At 61.7% G+C, this 18072-nt stretch carries 20 protein-coding genes; 12 read left to right on the forward strand and 8 right to left on the reverse strand.

The features are described from left to right. Positions 1-270 precede the first annotated feature (270 nt). The 3 genes from AC5STI_RS15465 to AC5STI_RS15475 form a co-directional block, all read right to left on the reverse strand. A complete protein-coding gene (locus AC5STI_RS15465; RefSeq protein ID WP_495447296.1) occupies positions 271-954 on the reverse strand; it encodes an SGNH/GDSL hydrolase family protein in 684 nt (227 codons plus the stop codon). Between the two features lie 179 nt (positions 955-1133). After that, on the reverse strand, positions 1134-2819 hold the full coding sequence (locus AC5STI_RS15470; RefSeq protein WP_495447297.1) for an acyl-CoA dehydrogenase family protein: 1686 nt from the start codon (positions 2817-2819) through the stop codon (positions 1134-1136). A gap of 3 nt (positions 2820-2822) precedes the next feature. Then, positions 2823-3065 carry a hypothetical protein gene (locus tag AC5STI_RS15475; RefSeq protein ID WP_475053171.1) on the reverse strand — a complete coding sequence of 81 codons (243 nt, stop codon included), beginning with the start codon at positions 3063-3065 and terminating at the stop codon, positions 2823-2825. Here AC5STI_RS15475 and AC5STI_RS15480 point away from each other — a divergent pair. From AC5STI_RS15480 to dgt, 3 genes are all read left to right on the forward strand, one after another. Further along, positions 2965-3732, forward strand: a complete 768-nt coding sequence (locus AC5STI_RS15480; RefSeq protein WP_475049228.1) for a sulfite exporter TauE/SafE family protein — start codon at positions 2965-2967, stop codon at positions 3730-3732. The two genes, AC5STI_RS15475 and AC5STI_RS15480, sit on opposite strands and share 101 nt — an antisense overlap. Before the next feature lie 23 nt (positions 3733-3755). After that, positions 3756-4652, forward strand: coding sequence for a cation diffusion facilitator family transporter (locus AC5STI_RS15485; protein WP_495447298.1), 897 nt, complete (start codon positions 3756-3758; stop codon positions 4650-4652). 63 nt (positions 4653-4715) lie between these two features. Further along, on the forward strand, positions 4716-6071 hold the full coding sequence (gene dgt, locus AC5STI_RS15490) for a dGTP triphosphohydrolase (protein WP_495447299.1): 1356 nt from the start codon (positions 4716-4718) through the stop codon (positions 6069-6071). Here dgt and AC5STI_RS15495 read toward each other — a convergent pair. After that, positions 6068-6655 (reverse strand): methyl-accepting chemotaxis protein, encoded by a 588-nt coding sequence (locus AC5STI_RS15495; RefSeq protein WP_495447774.1) that lies wholly within the window; start codon positions 6653-6655, stop codon positions 6068-6070. The two genes, dgt and AC5STI_RS15495, sit on opposite strands and share 4 nt — an antisense overlap. Here AC5STI_RS15495 and AC5STI_RS15500 point away from each other — a divergent pair. Continuing rightward, positions 6560-6955 carry a hypothetical protein gene (locus AC5STI_RS15500; protein WP_495447786.1) on the forward strand — a complete coding sequence of 132 codons (396 nt, stop codon included), beginning with the start codon at positions 6560-6562 and terminating at the stop codon, positions 6953-6955. The two genes, AC5STI_RS15495 and AC5STI_RS15500, sit on opposite strands and share 96 nt — an antisense overlap. Here AC5STI_RS15500 and AC5STI_RS15505 read toward each other — a convergent pair. Next, on the reverse strand, positions 6918-8516 hold the full coding sequence (locus AC5STI_RS15505) for a phosphoenolpyruvate carboxykinase (protein ID WP_475049233.1): 1599 nt from the start codon (positions 8514-8516) through the stop codon (positions 6918-6920). The two genes, AC5STI_RS15500 and AC5STI_RS15505, sit on opposite strands and share 38 nt — an antisense overlap. A 344-nt stretch (positions 8517-8860) precedes the next feature. Here AC5STI_RS15505 and AC5STI_RS15510 point away from each other — a divergent pair, with 344 nt between their 5' ends. Genes AC5STI_RS15510 through AC5STI_RS15540 form a run of 7 tightly spaced genes read left to right on the forward strand, consistent with a single transcriptional unit; the run spans position 8861 to position 14256 of the window. Beyond that, the gene (locus AC5STI_RS15510; RefSeq protein WP_475049234.1) at positions 8861-9565 is read left to right on the forward strand and encodes a response regulator transcription factor; all 705 of its coding nucleotides are present in this window, start codon (positions 8861-8863) and stop codon (positions 9563-9565) included. A 51-nt stretch (positions 9566-9616) separates the two neighbouring features. Further along, positions 9617-11332, forward strand: a complete 1716-nt coding sequence (locus AC5STI_RS15515) for a sensor histidine kinase (RefSeq protein ID WP_475049235.1) — start codon at positions 9617-9619, stop codon at positions 11330-11332. A gap of 2 nt (positions 11333-11334) precedes the next feature. Further along, entirely contained in the window at positions 11335-11772 is a 438-nt protein-coding gene (locus AC5STI_RS15520) for an HPr kinase/phosphorylase (RefSeq protein WP_495447300.1), read from the forward strand. After that, a complete protein-coding gene (gene rapZ / locus AC5STI_RS15525; RefSeq protein WP_495447301.1) occupies positions 11765-12643 on the forward strand; it encodes an RNase adapter RapZ in 879 nt (292 codons plus the stop codon). Before AC5STI_RS15520 ends, rapZ begins: the two co-directional genes overlap by 8 nt. A gap of 9 nt (positions 12644-12652) precedes the next feature. Next, a complete protein-coding gene (locus tag AC5STI_RS15530) occupies positions 12653-13060 on the forward strand; it encodes a PTS sugar transporter subunit IIA (protein WP_475049241.1) in 408 nt (135 codons plus the stop codon). Beyond that, positions 13061-13330, forward strand: coding sequence for an HPr family phosphocarrier protein (locus AC5STI_RS15535; protein WP_027235562.1), 270 nt, complete (start codon positions 13061-13063; stop codon positions 13328-13330). It abuts the gene before it with no gap. 32 nt (positions 13331-13362) lie between these two features. Further along, complete coding sequence (locus AC5STI_RS15540) at positions 13363-14256, forward strand: lysophospholipid acyltransferase family protein (RefSeq protein WP_495447302.1); 894 nt, start codon at positions 13363-13365, stop codon at positions 14254-14256. A 92-nt stretch (positions 14257-14348) separates the two neighbouring features. Here the strand turns inward: AC5STI_RS15540 and AC5STI_RS15545 are convergent, their stop codons facing one another. After that, positions 14349-15224 (reverse strand): 3-hydroxybutyryl-CoA dehydrogenase, encoded by an 876-nt coding sequence (locus AC5STI_RS15545; protein ID WP_475049244.1) that lies wholly within the window; start codon positions 15222-15224, stop codon positions 14349-14351. Positions 15225-15377: 153 nt separating this feature from the next. On the opposite strand from AC5STI_RS15545, the gene AC5STI_RS15550 reads away from it, so the two are divergent. Continuing rightward, entirely contained in the window at positions 15378-16202 is an 825-nt protein-coding gene (locus AC5STI_RS15550; RefSeq protein ID WP_495447303.1) for a DUF6473 family protein, read from the forward strand. A gap of 72 nt (positions 16203-16274) precedes the next feature. Here AC5STI_RS15550 and AC5STI_RS15555 read toward each other — a convergent pair whose 3' ends face one another. Then, positions 16275-17204, reverse strand: coding sequence for an electron transfer flavoprotein subunit alpha/FixB family protein (locus AC5STI_RS15555; RefSeq protein ID WP_490398871.1), 930 nt, complete (start codon positions 17202-17204; stop codon positions 16275-16277). Then, positions 17204-17962, reverse strand: coding sequence for an electron transfer flavoprotein subunit beta/FixA family protein (locus tag AC5STI_RS15560; protein ID WP_475049250.1), 759 nt, complete (start codon positions 17960-17962; stop codon positions 17204-17206). Before AC5STI_RS15560 ends, AC5STI_RS15555 begins: the two co-directional genes overlap by 1 nt. Positions 17963-18072 lie beyond the last annotated feature (110 nt).

Raw genomic sequence — 18072 nt, forward strand, 5'->3', positions numbered from 1 at the left:
CGGTAGAGTAACTTCCGTACTGTGCGGGTCAGCCCGGGGATCTGCAACGCTTTCGGCGCTGTCAGCGGGAATTCACTTACGGGAGCTCTCCCGCCCGTCGCGGCGGCATTGAAAATGCCTTGCTCCCGTTGGGCCGGGCGCCGCGCGCTGCGCGGCGGGTGCCGATCCGAGAATAAGGCACACTGCTGCGCCGTGCGCAGCACGGCGCCAGGCCCACCCCCGGAAGGGCATTCCAAGAATGCGCAATAGGGGGGGCGGGAGGGCCGCCGGTTAGTTAGCCTGAATAACCGCCGCCACTTTGCGGCCGATCTCGCCGCTGGCCTTGACAGACGGGTGGATCATGTCGAGCGAGTGATAGGAGCGGTCGCCATAGGGCACCATGTCCTTGTTGGACACGAAATGGATGCCCTCGTCCAAAGCAGCCATCCGGCCAATGCGGGTTTCCAGTTCGTTGCCTTCGTCGCGGCAATGCTCGATCAGCGAGCCGACACCGGGGCTGCGCAGGTATCCAACGTAAATCACCTGGGCACCGGTTGCGCGCAATTCGGACAGCATGCTGGGGATGGCGCCCTGGCGCCCATCGTTCGAGATAAGCTTGTCCATCTTGCGGTCGCAAGCGAAGCAGCCGCAGCCGAGCCACAGGTCATTGCCGCCGCCATTCACGATCACCCAGTCCCAATTGCCGGGCTTGTACTGCTTACGGATATTCATCCCGGCCGCGCCAGAAATCGGCAGCTTGTAGATGACCCGCGCCGCTGAGACTGAGCGGTCCACCACCGGCTCCTGCAGTTCGCGGGCTACAGTGTCAGCCACAGATTTGCCGGACAGGCTGTGCCAGGCCAAAAGAGAATCCCCCATCGCTAGAATACGGGACGGGTTCTCTGACTGCACCGAAGCTGTGCAGGCGGAGAGCAGCAGAAAAACAGGTAAAAGGAGGCAGCGGAAGAGTGTCATGGACACTTGTTAACCACAAATTGTTAAGGATCGAATAACCTAGATTGGAAACAGTCCTATTTCTCTCATTGGTTGCGGCGATAACGCATCCAACGCGGCTTCAGTACCGCAGGACGAGAGCCCGGCGCGAACGCCGGGCTTGAGCGGGAGTGCTCCCGGATTACGCTGCTATCAAGCCGTCAGCCCAGCAGCCGGCGGGCAATGACTTGGGCCTGAATTTCTGCGGCACCTTCGAAGATGTTCAAAATCCGGGCATCACACAGCACGCGGGAGATCTTGTATTCCATCGCAAAGCCGTTGCCGCCGTGAATCTGCAGGCCGTTGTCGGCCGCGGCCCAGGCCACCCGCGCGCCCAAAAGCTTGGCCATGCCGGCCTCCAGGTCGCAGCGGTGGCCGTGATCCTTTTCCCAGGCCGAGAAATAGGTGAGCTGGCGGGCGATCATGATCTCCACCGCCATCATCGCCAGCTTGCCGGAGACGCGCGGGAAATTGATCAAAGATTTGCCGAACTGCTTGCGCTCCTGCGCGTATTGCATGGCAATGTCCAGCGCCGACTGCGCCACGCCGACGGCGCGGGCTGCAGTCTGGATGCGGGCCGATTCAAAGGTCTCCATCAGCTGTTTGAAGCCCTTGTTCTCTTCTCCGCCCAGCAGGTTCTCCTGCTTTACATGGAAATTGTCGAAGCCCAGCTCGTATTCCTTCATGCCGCGGTAGCCCAGAACCTCGATCTCGCCGCCGGTCATGCCTTCGGTCGGGAAGGGGTGCTCATCCGTACCGGGCGTCTTCTCTGCCAGGAACATCGACAGCCCGCGGTGGTCAGTGGTGTTGGGATCGGTGCGCGCCAGCAGCGTCATGACATGGGTGCGGGCGGCGTGTGTGATCCACGTTTTGTTGCCGGTGATCTTGTAATCACCGTTCTCGTCCTTCACCGCACGGGTGCGCAAGGAGCCGAGGTCGGAACCGGTGTTCGGCTCGGTGAACACGGCGGTGGGCAGGATCTCGGCGCTGGCCAGCTTGGGCAGCCAGTTGGCCTTCTGCTCGTCGGTGCCGCCGCACAGGATCAGCTCCGCGGCAATCTCCGACCGGGTGCCCAGCGAGCCGACACCGATATAGCCGCGCGATAGTTCTTCAGAGACCACCACCATTGAGGCCTTGGACAGGCCGAACCCGCCGTACTCCTCGGGTATGGTCAGGCCAAAGACGCCCATCTCGGCCAGTTCCTCAATCACCTCCATCGGGATCAGCTCATCCTTCAGGTGCCAGTCGTGGGCATTCGGCTCGACCTTCTCCACCGCATAGCGGCGGAACTGGTCGCGGATCATTTCCAGCTCTTCTTCCAGGCCGGAGCTGCCGAACATGGTGGCGCCGGCCTGTTCTTCCATCAGCTCAACCAGCCGGGAGCGGGCGGCCTGGCTGTTGCCCTGTTCGCACAGCGTCATCACTGCAGGCACCATCAGAGACCGCTGGGCGTCCTGCGACAGGCCCAGATCCTGCAGGCGGACGATCTCGCCCTGGTTCATCTGGATGCCGCCGTAGACCTGCCACAGGTACTCGCCAAAGCCGATTTGGTGGAGCAGCTGCTCCATCTCGCCGAACTTGCCCTCAGCCTGCAGCTTCTCAGCCCATTTCTGCATCTGGCGCAGCGAGTAGACATAGGTTGCCAGCCACGACAGCCCGTGGGCGGCCACCTGGTTTTCCTCGATCAGCTTGCCGGAGACGCGGCCGTCGCTGCTCACCATATCCTTGACGGAGGCTCGCGCGGCCTCAAGCAGCTGGTCCAGTGGTTCCAGCGCTGCGCCGGTCAGCGCCAGCAGGTCGGGAATGAGAGTCGGTTTCATATGCAAGTCCTGTCCGTCGTGGGCCATGAATCAGATCCTTCTTCGGTCGCCTGGTGGTAAATCATTTTGCAGGTGCAGCGCAACAAAAATACCCGCATGTGCGTCATTTGGATCAAATATTGCGTCTCCATTTTGCCGGTGCAGCGCCACCTGTTTGTGGTAGAGCGGAGGGATGACGGCATTGTTTTCATTTCTTTCCCCAGCTGAACTGGCAGCGGCTTTTGGCATCGCGCTGCTGGCGGGCACGGTTAAAGGCCTGGTTGGCTTTGCCATGCCGATGATTCTTATCTCGGGCCTCAGCATGTTCCTGGCGCCAGACCTGGCGCTGGCGGGACTGATCCTGCCCACATTGGTCACCAACGGGATGCAAGCTCTGAGGCAGGGGCCGGGCGCAGCTATGGCCTCGATCCGCAAGTTCCGTGTGTTCCTTCTGATCGGCTTGGTCTGCCTGCTTCTAAGCGCCCAAATGGTACGTCTCCTGCCGCAGCAGGTACTGCTGTTGGTGATCGGAGTGCCGGTCACGGTCTTTGCCTGTATCCAGTTAATGGGAAAGGTGTTCTCCATTACAAACCCCACCCGCCGCACTGAGGCGGTTGTCGGTGGCGTGGCCGGGCTGATCGGTGGCGTCTCAGGTGTTTGGGGGCCGCCAACCGTGGCCTATCTCACCGCGTTAAACACGGAAAAGACAGAGCAGATCCGGGTGCAGGGGGTAATCTATGGTCTCGGCGCCATAGCTCTTTTGGTCGCTCATGTCGGCTCTGGCGTGATGCGGGCCGAAACCGCTCCGTTCTCGCTGGCGCTGATTGTACCTGCGGTGGCGGGAATGTGGATTGGCGGGCGGTTGCATGACAGGATCGACCAGATGCTGTTCCGGCGGGTAACGCTGGTGGTGCTGCTGATTGCAGGACTGAACCTGCTGCGCCGCGGGTTGTTGATGTAGGCAAGGCGCAGGCGGGAGGGAAAATGTCACAAACGTTCAGTGTCCAGCAACTTGCAACGGGCTCTATCCTGATTGCGCTGGCGGTTATGGGGCTGAAGACTGCGGCCTGGATGATGACCGGCTCGGTAGCGCTCTTGTCGGATGCCTTGGAGTCGCTGGTGAACATCGGCGGCGCGGTGATGGCTTGGTTTGCCGTGCGCTATGCCCAGCGGCCGCCGGATGCAGGACACCCCTATGGCCACCACAAGGCCGAGTATTTCTCGGCCGTGGCGGAGGGTATCATGATCGTGATCGCCGCGCTGGTGATCGTGCATGAGGCCGTGAATGCCCTGACCCGGCCCGAGATGGCGGATTGGAGCCCCGCGGGTCTGCTGGTCAATGCGCTGGCGATGGCGGTGAACCTTGCTTGGGCGCGGGTGCTGCTGCGGGCGGGCGGAAAGCTGCGCTCTCCGGCACTGTCGGCAGGCGGTCGGCATCTGATGAGCGATGTCTGGACCTCAGCAGGGGTGCTGGCGGGGCTGGTTCTGGCACTGGCAAGCGGTTGGGCCATCCTTGATCCGCTGCTGGCGCTGCTGGTTGCAGTCAACATCCTGAGGGAGGGATGGCGGGTGATCGCTTCGTCCGTCAACGGGCTGATGGACATGGCGGCGCCTGAAGGTGAACGCGCCCGGATCGAGGAGATCATCCACCGAAGTGCCAATGGCGCGATGCAGGCCCATGGGCTCAAGACCCGCCGCGCCGGCCGCGCCCTGTTCGTGGAGTTTCATATGGTGGTTGATGGTGCCATGTCCGTGCAGGCTGCACATGACATCTGCGACCGGGTGGAGGCTGCATTGAAGGACGCGCTCCCGGATGCGGATGTGGTGATTCACGTGGAGCCGGAGCACAAGCTGGAGCCCGCCGGGATCAAGCCGCGCTGAAGCGTTTGCAATTCCACGCGGCCTCCCGTTTAAGCACTGCCAGACAGGCAAAGGAGCAGGCACATGGCGATGGAGTGGAACAGGCTGCTGAGCCCCGGGCGGCTGTGCCGGCCGGAGTATGGCGAGAAAGCGGGCCGTCCGGCCTATCTGCAGGATTACGACCGGATCCTGTTCTCTGAGCCATTCCGCCGTTTGGCTCAGAAAACCCAGGTGCACCCGCTGCATGACCATGACCACGTGCACCACCGGATGATCCACAGCATGGAAACGGCCAGCGTGGGCCGTTCTTTGGGGGCAGGCGTGGGGGCTGCGCTGGTGGAACGCGGCAGCCTGCAGGCGGAGCAGGTCGCACGGCTGGCAGGCCACGTCGAGGCCGCTTGCCTGGTGCATGATATCGGCAATCCGCCGTTTGGCCATTCAGGCGAGGACAGCATCGGCGACTGGTTCGCAGCCCAGTTCCGGTCCGGCCGCGGCATCGCAGCACAAGTGCCGCAGCACCTGCGCGCCGAATTCGAGCATTTCGAGGGCAACGCGCAAGGCTTCCGTATCGTCGGGCGCTTGGAATACGCTCAGCAGCAGGGCGGGCTGCGGCTCAGCTATGCGACACTGGGCGCTTTCATGAAGTATCCCTGCACCCGTCTGGTGCGGGATGAAGCTGTGGGAGCCGGCAAGGCGCCCTATGTCGGCCTCAAGAAATTCGGGGTATTCAACTCCGACGCAGAGCTGTTCGAAGAAACCGCCGATGCGCTGGGCCTGCCCGCTGAGCCCGGAGGCTGGAGGCGGCGGCACCCTCTGGCCTTTCTGGTCGAGGCGGCAGATGACATCTGCTATCGCATACTTGATATCGAGGACGCTGCCAGCGTTGGCGACCTGGACCGCGCCGAGGTTGCCGAGGCCCTTGAGGGGATTGTCGGGAAACCGAATGAGGACCGCGGCCTGCCGATGCGCGACCGTATCGGGTTGCTGCGTGCCTTCGCAATTGGCCAGTCCATTGACGCCGCCGTAGCGGCATTTATCGAAAATTATGACGCCATAATGATGGGCGAATTCAATGACGGGCTGATGGAAGTGTCCTCCAAAGCGCAGGCCTTTGCCCGGCTGAAAGAACTGTCTGAGCAGCGGATTTTTGTTGCCCGCCGCAAGACCGAGCTGGAGATTACCGGGCGCCAAGTACTGCACTCGGTGCTGGACCATTTCCAGGGCCTATATGAGGACCTGCGTGCGTGCGGCTGGGACGCAGAGGAACTGAAAGCCCGTCATGGTTACTGGGCCAAGCTGATCCGCGCTGTGGATCTGGACCTGCGCGGGGTGGAGGACGCCTACACCGCGATGCATTCGCTGGCCGATTTCGTCTCTGGCATGACCGACCGCTATGCGCTCAAGGTGCGGGACATGGTCACGGGGGCGGTGGCCCGCTAACCGGCCTCTGCCTCGCTGGCCGCCTCCCGTGCCTCATCGCGCTTGCGCTGGGCCATCGTGTCGGTGATGCGGCTGGCCCAGCGGTTGTTCTCATCCGCCAGCGCCTTGATCTCACGGGCGAGGTAGGCAAAGCCCAAGCCTGCCTTGCCTGCCCGTGCGGCCTCGATCCCGGCGTTGATCGCCAGGATGGACAGCTTCTGAACGGACCGCAAAATGTTCTCAGCCAAGTTAATGATCTCGGCGTTGGCCTCCTCAGTCCGGTTCAGTGTCTCCTGCAGTTCCATGCGCAGGTTGACCTCAGCTGATGCATCTACCACCAGCCCTTCGAGATAGACCATCTCACCGCTGTCGTTGTAGACCGCGTTGCCGCGCTCGCGCACCCAGGCGTCCGAGCCGTCGGGACGGCTCAGGCGGTAGGCGACATCCCAGTTCTCCTTTGCTTCGATGGCAGCGTCCACATCGGCAAAGACACGGTCGATGTCTTCGGCATGAGTCAAATCAACGTAGGACACCTTGGCATTTCCAAGAATGTCCGATTTCGGGCAGCCGCAAAGTTTCTCGACCTGTCCGGCCATGAACTTCATCGTGAAGTTCTCGTCATTTGCACATCGGTACACAAAGGCGCTGCCAGTACTGAAAATGCTGTTGAAAACCTTCAAGGCCTCTTTATCCATCTCGCCCTCCCCGATGTGGCGCAAAAATCAGTAAAACAGCCGCAATGTCGCGCTTGCGGAAGGTTTGCGCTGGAAGGGTTAAAGAATGGTTTATTGGAAAATAAATTTCCTGAAATGAAAAACCCCGGCGTAAAGGCCGGGGTTTTCTTTACTCAGAGGAATTCGGACGGCATCAGCCGATGGCAGCCGCTTTCACGTCCTCGTCGATGAACGGCAGATACTGCTCGAAGTTGTCGGAGAACATCTGCACCAGCTTGGCGGCCTGACGGTCATATGCTTCCTGGTCGTCCCAGGTGCGGCGCGGGTCGAGCAGCACCTCCGGCACACCCGGCACGGTGACCGGCACGTCAAAGCCGAAGTTGCCGTCCTTGCGGAATTCGGCCTCGGCCAGCGAGCCGTCGAGAGCTGCGGTCAGCAGAGCGCGGGTCGCTTTGATCGGCATCCGCGAGCCAACGCCATAGGCACCGCCGGTCCAGCCGGTGTTCACCAGCCAGCAGGTCGCGCCGTGCTGGGCGATCTTTTCGCGCAGCAGGTTGCCGTAGACCTCAGGACGGCGCGGCATGAAGGGGGCGCCGAAGCAGGTGGAGAAAGTCGGTTCCGGCTCGGTCACGCCGCGCTCGGTTCCGGCCACCTTGGAGGTGAAGCCCGACAGGAAGTGGTACATCGCCTGGGCCGGGGTCAGCCGCGAGATCGGAGGCAGAACGCCGAACGCATCACAGGTCAGCATGATGATGTTCTTGGGGTGGCCGCCGCGTGCGCTGGCCGATGCATTGGAGATGTAATGCAGCGGGTAGGCGCAGCGCATGTTGGCGGTCAGGCTGTCGTCGTTGAAATCCAGCTCTTTGGTTTCCTCATCAAACACCATGTTCTCGATTACGGTGCCGAACTTGGAGGTGGTGGCATAGATTTCCGGCTCTGCCTCGGGGTTCAGATTGATGGTCTTGGCATAGCAGCCGCCTTCAAAGTTGAAGGTGCCGTTGTCGGCCCAGCCATGCTCGTCGTCGCCGATCAGCACGCGGTCCGGGTCAGCAGACAGGGTGGTCTTGCCAGTGCCAGAGAGGCCAAAGAACACGGCAGTGTCGACCGGGTTGCCCTTGGCGTGGTTGGCAGAGCAGTGCATCGGCATGATGCCTTTTTCCGGCAGCAGGTAGTTCAGCAGGGTGAACACCGATTTCTTGTTCTCGCCCGCATATTCGGTGCCGCCGATCAGGATCATCTTCTTGTCGAAGTTCATCGCGATGATGGTTTCGGAACGGCAGTCGTGCCGCTTAGGGTCAGCTTTGAAGCTCGGGCAGTTGATGACGGTGAAGTCGGCGATGAAATCATCCAGGTCTTCGCGGTCCGGACGGCGCAGCATGGTGCGGATGAACAGGTTGTGCCAGGCCAGCTCAGTCACCATGCGGACGTTGATCGCATGCGCCGGGTCGGCACCGCCCACCAGGTCCTGGACGTAGTAGTCCTTGCCTTTCATGTGCTCCAGCATGTCGGCGTACAGCGCGTCAAAGCCTTCGGCGCTCATCGCGGCATTGTTATCCCACCAGATGGTGTCGCGCACGCTGTCGGTTTTCACGACATGTTTATCTTTGGGCGACCGGCCGGTGAATTTACCGGTGGTGACCAGGAAGGCGCCGCCATTGCCCAGCGTGCCTTCGCCGCGCTTCAGCGCGGCTTCGATCAGCGCCGGCTCCATGAAGTTGTAATAGACATTTCCCAGGCCCTCGATGCCCTGATCTTCGAGGCGGAATTGCGGGTTAACCCGTCCAGATGTCATGCGTTTTTTCTCCTGTGGCGGCGCGGGCGGCACGCAGGCTGCGCGGCTGCGCCATTGGGGCAATAGAAAACGGCATCGCTGCCGGTGGCGCGGTCTTAACATGGCGTTTCAGGCGGTGAACAGGCCGGCATCCCCTAGTTAGCGCCACCAAGGCAATGTTTAGCGCAACCATTATTTGCAAAGGGGAAAACCGCCCGCTTGTTCAGCAGACGCTAAGGTATTTTTGCCCCAATGGAACCCAAAGATCGCCGCGATTCTTCAATTGGGATTGATTCGGCGGATCATAACGGCGATGAAAGTGGTAAAAACATAACAGAGAACAGAGCAGATTAGGGGCAATTCCAATGTCAAAGATTGCTTTGGTGGACGATGACAGGAATATCCTGACATCGGTTTCCATGACGCTTGAGGCCGAGGGCTTTGAGGTCGAAACCTATAATGACGGCCAGGCGGCACTGGACGCGTTCAACAAAAAGCTGCCCGATATGGCGGTGCTGGACATCAAGATGCCGCGCATGGATGGTATGGACCTGCTGCAGCGGCTGCGGCAGAAAACCCAGATGCCGGTGATCTTCCTCACGTCCAAGGACGATGAGATCGATGAGGTGCTGGGATTGCGGATGGGCGCTGACGACTATGTCAAGAAGCCGTTTTCGCAACGTCTGCTGGTCGAACGGATCCGCGCTCTGCTGCGCCGGCAGGAGGCGATCAGCAGTGATGCTGCCGGCAGCAGCAGTCCTGAGACAAAGGTCATGGAGCGGGGTAATCTGCGGATGGACCCGCTGCGGCATGCAGTCAGCTGGAAAGGCAAGGATGTGTCGCTGACCGTGACCGAATTCCTGTTGCTGCAGGCGCTGGCCCAGCGTCCGGGCTTTGTCAAAAGCCGCGACCAGCTGATGGATGTGGCCTATGATGACCAGGTTTATGTGGACGACCGCACCATCGACAGCCATATCAAGCGCTTGCGGAAGAAAATGCGCAGCGCGGACTCGGAATTTGCGGCAATCGAAACTCTTTATGGAATCGGTTACCGTTATAATGAAGAATAAGCGGCACGTTTGAGCGGGGCGGTTTGCCCCCGGCCGGAGGAGTGGGCGCGCATGCGCGATACCAGCATAGTGCAACGTCAGCAGGACGGCGATGTTGTTCTGGGGGAGGATTGGGTCACCCCGGAGCAATCCGTCACGCGTGAAATGCAGGTCAGCCGCGCGCGCCGCAGCTTGCTGTCGCTTAAGGGTTCGCCGCTGACCCGCAAGATCATCACATTCAACCTGATTGCGCTGATCATTCTGGTCACTGGCATCTTGTACCTCAATTCCTCGCGTCAAAGCCTTGTACAGCAGCGCGCGGGCACGCTGGTTTCTGAAGCAATGCTTGCGGCGGATGTGTTCGAGGCGGAAATGCCGGCCGCAGGGGCGGTCAGCTTTGCCGCCGGTGATGGCATCCAGGCCGGGGACACGCTGGCCCGGCTCAGCCTTCGCGGCGGGGTCGAAGCATTTGTTTTCGACACCACCGGCAATCTTATTTCCAGCATCAAGGGGGTCGACCGCAGTGACGCCCTGAATGTGTTGAATGACAGTGGCACGAACAGAACGCTGATCAGCGATGCGCTGTCTGCACTCTGGGGTCTCGCTGATGGCGACGGCACGCCTGCCGCCGCAGCGGGCGGTCACAGCCCGTCGCTTGAAACGCGGCTGGGTGGTCTGGTCGACCGGGCCATGAATGGCGGTACGGGTGTCGAAACCGTGGTGGATACAGGCGGCAGCCGGGTAATCTCCGCCGCTACGCCCATTATGCATAACGGCAAGGCTGTCGGCGTGATTGCCTTGACGTCTCCCACCGGCGAAGTGGACGCGTTGGTGCGCGGAGAGCAGGAGCGGGTGCTGCAGATGTTTGTTGTTGCGCTGCTCGTTTCGGTCGGTCTCAGCCTGGTGCTGGCCTCTACGATCGCCAATCCGCTGGCCGATTTGGCCGAGGCGGCTGAGCTGGGCCGCGAACGCGGCAGCCGCAAGTCCAGTCCGGGAAGGATCCGTATTCCCGACCTCTCTGCCCGCCCGGATGAGATTGGCCGCCTCAGCCGCGCGTTGCGCGGCATGGTCAAGGCGCTCTATTCCCGCATCGACAGCAATGAACAGTTCGCTGCTGATGTAGCGCATGAGATTAAGAACCCCCTTGCCAGCCTGCAATCAGCCGTCGGCACGCTGCGCATGGTCAAACGCGACGATCAGCGCGAGAAGCTGATGGATGTGATCGAGCATGACGTGCGCCGGCTTGACCGGCTGGTCAGCGACATCTCCAACGCTTCGCGGCTGGATGCCGAGCTGGTCAAGGAAGAGGAAGAGGATTTCGACCTGCTGGCCATGCTGGGCAACCTGAACCAGTATCTGGGCGAAGACGCGCGCGCCAAAGGGATCGACTACATTACGGACTTGCCCGCTCAGCCCATCCAGCTGCAGGGGCTGGAGGCGCGGCTGGCGCAGGTTTTTGTAAACCTGATTACCAATGCGATTTCCTTCTGCGAGGAAGGCGATGCCATTCGCGTCTGGGCCCGCCGCCGCGCCAACCGGGTGCTGGTGGTGGTCGAGGATACCGGACCAGGCATCCCGGACCAGGCGCTCTCCAAGATCTTCAAACGGTTTTACTCGCAGCGCCCGGTGGAGCATTTCGGCAACAACTCCGGGCTGGGCCTGGCCATCTCCAAGCAGATTGTCGAGGCGCACGGCGGCGTGATCTGGGCCGAGAACATCCGTCCGACTGAGGCCGATGTCACCTCTGAACCACTGGGCGCGCGTTTTGTGGTTGGTCTGCCGGTGTAACCATGTCTGATACGGAAAGCCTTATCCTGCATGCCTCCTGCGTCGCGCTGGAGGGGCGGGGGCTTTTGATTACCGGTACGTCCGGCCAGGGCAAGTCGGCCTTGGCGTTGCAGCTGATGGCTTATGGTGCTCAGTTGGTCGCCGATGACCGGGTACTGCTGCAACCGCTGCACGGACAGGTGGTCGCCAGCGCGCCGGAGCCGATCCGCGGCTTGGTAGAGGCCCGCTGCATGGGCCTCCTTCACGCGCAAATCCGCAGCCCTGTCCCTGTCGTGGCACTGGTGGACCTGGACGAAACGGAAACCGAACGGTTGCCGGTACGCCAGACCACGCGGCTGCTGCAGCAGGAGGTGGTCCGCCTGAAGCGCGTGGATGCCCCGCATTTCGCCCCGGCGCTGATGCAATTCCTCAGATGCGGAGCCTTGGATCCCGATGCCTGATCCCGATAAAAAGGCGGTGCCGGCTGTCTTGGTTACCGGTCCTTCGGGCGCGGGCCGGACCACTGCGATCAACGTGTTGGAGGATCTCGGTTTCGAGGCTATCGACAACCTGCCGCTGCGGCTGCTGCCCGGCTTGATTGATGCTGCAGCGGAGCCGCGGCCGGTGGCGCTGGGACTGGACAGCCGCAACCGGGATTTCTCGCCGAGGGCGCTGCTGGATGTGATCGACATGCTGGCCGGGCGCCGGGAGGTCGAGCTGACCGTGCTCTATCTCGATTCGCAGCCCGACGTGCTCCTGCGCCGCTTTTCCGAGACCCGCCGCCGCCACCCTCTGGCTCCGGCAGAATCACCGGGAGAGGGTGTGCGCCGGGAGCTTGATTTGATGGCGCCGATCCGCGACCGCGCCGACATCCTGCTCGACACTTCAGAGATGAATGTCCATCAGCTGAAGGCGGAGATCGAGCGTTGGTTCGCACCGGAGGGCAGGGCACTGGCGCTGTCCGTGCAGAGCTTCTCGTACAAACGCGGGGTGCCGCACGGAATCGACATGGTGTTCGACTGCAGGTTTCTGACGAACCCTTATTGGGAGCCGTCGCTGCGGCAGCTGAGTGGCCAGGACCCGACCGTTCAGGACTACGTCAGGGAAGACCCATTGTACGAGCCGTTCTTTACCCGGGTGCTGGACCTTACGCGCCTGTTGCTGCCGGCCTACCGGCAAGAGGGAAAATCGCATTTCTCCATCGCCTTCGGCTGCACGGGAGGCCAGCATAGATCGGTCACAATGGCGGAAACCCTGGCCAAGGCCCTTGCAGAAGACGGCCAGCAAGTGTCAATTAGACACCGCGAGCTGCAAGGCCAGCAAAAGAATTGAGAGGCCGGGTTGATCGGGATCGTGATCGTAGCACATGGCGGGCTGGCAAGGGAGTACCTGGCCGCAGTGGAACATGTAGTTGGGCCGCAGCCCAGCCTGGTGGCCATCGCCATCGGCCCTGATGACGACCGGGCGGCCAAGCAGGACGAGATCTGCGCTGCCGCGAATGAGGTCGACACCGGAGGCGGTGTTGTCGTCGTGACAGACCTGTTCGGCGGATCCCCCTCCAATCTCAGTCTCAAGGCATGCGCACCGCCTGACCGCCGGATTCTCTACGGCGCCAACCTGCCAATGCTCATCAAACTGGCAAAATCCCGCCACTTGCCGGTGGCCGACGCGGTGCGGCAAGCCATGGAGGCCGGGCGCAAGTATATCAACGCGCAAAACGTAAACCCTGACGGGGAGCAGGCATACTAAATGGCTCTGAAGACGCTGAAAATCATCAATGAAAAAGGGCTGCACGCCCGGGCCTCGGCCAAGCTGGTGGAGGTGGTCGAAGGGTTTGACGCCTCGGCTGAGGTGATAAAGGACGGGCTGTCCGCCTCCGGTGACAGCATTATGGGCCTTTTGATGTTGGCAGCTTCGAAAGGAACGACTATTGACGTCGAGACTTCGGGGCCCGATGCTGATGCGCTGGCGCATGCGCTGGAGGCCCTGGTGGCCGATAAGTTCGGCGAGGGCTACTAGGCCCGCGCCGGCAGCGGAACGGGAAGAACACATTGGCGGATACCGCACACGACAGGAACACCGGCATCGCATCGGATACCGCTAATCAGACGGGCGAGGTCTATGACCGCCGCACGCTGACCTATGCCAACTCCTTTGATGACCGCTGGACCTCCTTGGCGATTAAGACCATCGAATGGCTGACCGGCAAGCTGACGATCCTGCGCATGGTCAGCAAGTTCGAGAAGAACAACGCCGAATACCGCGGCCAGAAGTTCTGGCGCGGAGCGCTCAACACCATGGGCATCGACCTGGAGACGCCGCAGGAGCAGATCGATAATATCCCTGCCGACGGGCCGGTGGTGATCGTCGCCAACCACCCGCATGGGATGGTCGATGGCATGATTTTCGCTGACCTGATCGGCCGCCGCCGCCTGGACTACCGGATCCTGACCCGCTCGGTGCTGACCGGACTGGACGAGGCCGCGACCTCCTTCATGATTCCGGTGCCCTTCCCGCATGACCCCGAAGCGCAGCGCAAGATGGTCGATATGCGGGCCAAGACCATGGCCTTCCTTAAGGAGGGAGGCGCCGTTGCCCTGTTTCCGTCCGGCGTGGTGATGTCGTCCGACAGCTGGTTCGGCCCTGCCGTTGAGCGGGAATGGAACGTGTTTACCGCCCAGCTGATCCGGCGCTCCGGCGCGCGGGTGGTGCCGATCTACTTCCCAGGCTCGAATTCGCGCTGGTACCAGATCGCCTGCCAGATCTCTCCCATCCTGCGCCAGGGCCTCCTGCTGCATGAAATCGTGCGCTCCTGCAACAAACCGCAGGCGCCGGTCGTCGGCAAGCCGCTGACCGATGAGCAGATGGAGAAACTGCACAGCGACCCGCGCGGCTTCATGGCCTGGCTGCGCGAGTACACGCTCAATCTGGGCAAGCAGAGCTGAGGCCGATCCGTCTCTTCATCTGGCTGAAAATATCCCGGGGGTGAATTGGCCGCCAGGCCAAGAGGGGGCTGGCCCCCTCCTGCCGTTCAAGGTCAGCGCGTCGGCACCGGTGTTTCGCCGCGGTAATCATAAAACCCGCGCTGGGTCTTGCGGCCCAGCCAGCCTGCCTCGACGTATTTGGTCAGCAGCGGGCAGGGGCGGTACTTGGTATCTGCCAGCCCGTCATGCAGAACATTCATGATCGCCAGGCAGGTATCCAGGCCGATGAAGTCCGCCAGCTCAAGCGGACCCATCGGGTGGTTGGCACCAAGCTTCATCGATTCGTCGATCGACTTCACCGACCCCACGCCCTCATACAGCGTGTAGACCGCTTCGTTGATCATTGGCATCAGGATGCGGTTGACGATGAAAGCCGGGAAATCCTCGGCGCTGGCCGAGGTCTTGCCCAGCCGGGCCACCACTTCCTGGCAGGCGTTGAAGGTCGGCTCGTCGGTGGCGATCCCGCGGATCAGTTCCACCAGCTGCATCACCGGCACCGGGTTCATGAAGTGGAACCCCATGAAACGCTCGGGGCGGTCGGTGCGGCTGGCCAAACGTGTGATCGAGATGGACGAGGTGTTGGAGGTCAGGATCGTGTGCGGCTTCAGATGCGGCTGCAGATCCTCGAAAATTGCCTGCTTGACGGTTTCCCGCTCGGTGGCAGCCTCGATCACCAGATCGGTTGCCCCGACTTCTGCCAGGGTCAGCGACGGCACGATCCGCGCCAGCGCCGCCTTCACGTCGTTCTCGGCGATCTTCCCCTTGCTGGCCTGACGGGCCATGTTCCTTTGGATCAGGCTCAGCGCGCTGTCGAGCGCCTGCTGGCTGACGTCATTCAGAACGACATCATACCCTGCCAGCGCCATAACATGGGCAATGCCATTGCCCATCTGCCCGGCGCCGATCACACCAACCTTCTGAATTTCCATGCCTCAGGCTCCTGAAATATCTGCCGCAACCTTACTGGCCCGGGAAGGGCAGGCACAAGAGCAGCTTGGGTGGATTTGAGGCAAATTCTCGCTTTAGGGAAATTGCAATGGTTCGCCCTCAGAGTGAGTCTCGGGTGAAAAATTGGTGGTGAAATGAGCTATGAACTCAAAAGCGCGGGGGCGCTTTCGGGGGAACCATGCAGATATGGGAAATCCCGGCTGCTGGTGCGGGGGCCGCAACGGTCCTTGGACGAGCCTTATGTTGCTTTCCTCGGTGGAACCGAAGTTTACGGGCGATTCGTTGAATTTCCCTTTGTCGACTCCCTGCAGGGGCGGCTTGGTGTGAATTGCGTCAATCTGGGCAGTGTGAACGCCGGGCTGGACAGTTTCGTGCAGGATGACACCCTGATCGGACTTGCCAGGGACGCGCGGGTCACGGTGCTGCAGATGCTGGGGGCGCAGAACATCTCGAACCCGTATTACCGGGTGCATCCGCGCCGCAATGACCGCTTCCTGCAAGCGCAGCCGGCGCTCAAGACGCTTTATCCGGAAGTGGATTTTACCGAATTCCATTTCAACAAACACCTTCTTTGCACGCTCCGGGATATCTCTGGACAGCGGTTCGAACAGGTGCGTGAACAACTGCAGCGCAGCTGGGTGGAGCGGATGAGCGGCCTGATCAAGGCGCTGGATGGCCAGGTGCTGTTGCTGTGGCTGCGCTATCATCTGGATGCGGATGCCGGTTTCCCGGAAGAGCCCGTGCTCGTGGACCGTTCGATGGCCGATGCTCTGCGCCCCAAGGTGCAGGGAATCGTTGAGTTCCGGGCGCAATCGGCAGCCGCTGCCAGGGATATCGCCGGTATGGTGTTCGGCCAGATGGAACTGCCGGCAGCGCGTCACATGATAGGTCCGAACGAGCATCTGCGCATTGCCGAGGCGCTTGCCGCCTATCTGCAGCCAATGCTGCAGGAAGAATAACACCAGTCCCCGGAACGGAAAAAGGCCCGCCGGTTGGCGGGCCTTCCTGTTTAGTCAGCTGTCCAGCCGGGCTTAGCCCAGCTTTTCGGTCAGGGCCGGGACGGCTTCGAACAGATCGGCAACCAGGCCGAAGTCAGCAACCTGGAAGATCGGTGCTTCTTCGTCTTTGTTGATCGCCACGATGACCTTGGAGTCCTTCATGCCGGCCAGGTGCTGGATCGCGCCGGAGATGCCGATGGCGACATAAAGGTCCGGGGCAACAACCTTGCCGGTCTGGCCAACCTGCCAGTCGTTCGGGGCGTAGCCCGAGTCGACGGCGGCGCGGGATGCGCCAACAGCGGCGCCCAGCTTGTCGGCCAGGGTCTCGATCAGTTTGAAGTCTTCTTCGGAGCCAACACCGCGGCCGCCGGAGACAACGATGCCGGCAGAGGTCAGCTCGGGACGGTCGCTTGCGGCAACCTTGTCTTCGACCCACTCGGACAGGCCCGGGTTGTCGGCGGCAGAGATGGTCTCAACCGAAGCCGAGCCGCCTTCGCCGGCCGCGTCGAAGGACGCGGTGCGGAAGGAGACGACTTTCTTGGCGTCGCTGGACTTTACGGTCTGGATCGCGTTGCCGGCATAGATCGGGCGCTCGAAGGTATTGCCGTCGACAACGCCGGAAACGTCCGAGATCACCATCACGTCCAGCAGCGCAGCAACGCGCGGCAGAACGTTTTTGGCGTCAGTGGTGGCCGGAGCAACAATGTGCTCATAGTCGGAGGCCAGGCCAGCGATCAGCGCCGCGGTCGGCTCCGCCAGGCGGTGGCCCAGCGATGCGTCCTCGGCGACCAGCACCTTGGCTACACCGGCGATCTTGGCAGCTTCTTCGCCAGCCGCAGCAGCGGAGGCGCCAGCGGCCAGAACGGTCACGTCGCCCAGCTTGGAGGCTGCAGCCACGGCTTTGGCGGTTGCGTCCAGCGCCAGCGCGCCGTCGGTCACTTCAGCAAGGAGAAGAACAGCCATTACACAGCCCCCGCTTCTTTGAGTTTCTCAACCAGCTCGTCAACCGAACCGACCACGATGCCTGCGGCGCGTGCCGGCGGCTCTTCGGTTTTGACGATTTCCAGGCGCGGGGAGACGTCGACGCCGTAGTCGGCGGCGGTTTTCTCGTCCAGCGGCTTTTTCTTCGCCTTCATGATGTTCGGCAGCGACGCATAGCGCGGCTCGTTCAGGCGCAGGTCCACGGTGATGATGGCGGGCATCTTCACGGAAATGGTCTGCAGGCCGCCGTCGACTTCGCGGGTAACCTTTGCGGTCTCGCCTTCGATGTCCAGCTCGGAGGCGAAGGTGCCCTGGGACCAGCCCAGCAGCGCCGACAGCATCTGGCCGGTTGCGTTCATGTCGTTGTCAATCGCCTGCTTGCCGCAGAGCACGATGCCGGGCTGCTCCTCCTCGACCACTTTGGCCAGGATCTTGGCAACCGCCAGCGGCTCGATGTCGGTGTGCACGTCGTCGGCTGCAACCACCAGGATGGCGCGGTCTGCGCCCATGGCCAGCGCGGTGCGCAGGGTTTCCTGGGCCTGCTTCACGCCGATCGAAACCGCAACGACCTCGTCCGCCTTGCCGGCTTCCTTCAGGCGGATGGCTTCTTCGACGGCGATTTCGTCGAAGGGGTTCATCGACATTTTGACGTTGGCGAGATCGACACCGCTGCCGTCCGCTTTGACGCGGACTTTCACGTTGTAGTCAATCACGCGTTTGACAGGCACAAGTACCTTCATTTTGCGTTCTCTCCTTAACAAACGGCAAGCCGCCTCAGGGCGACTCCCCCTCTATGCTCTCGCAGCGTTGATACCGGCTGGTGTGCGCCTGCAACAGGGCAAAATCGTCA

Source organism: Leisingera sp. CC-HEC096, assembly GCF_059429235.1.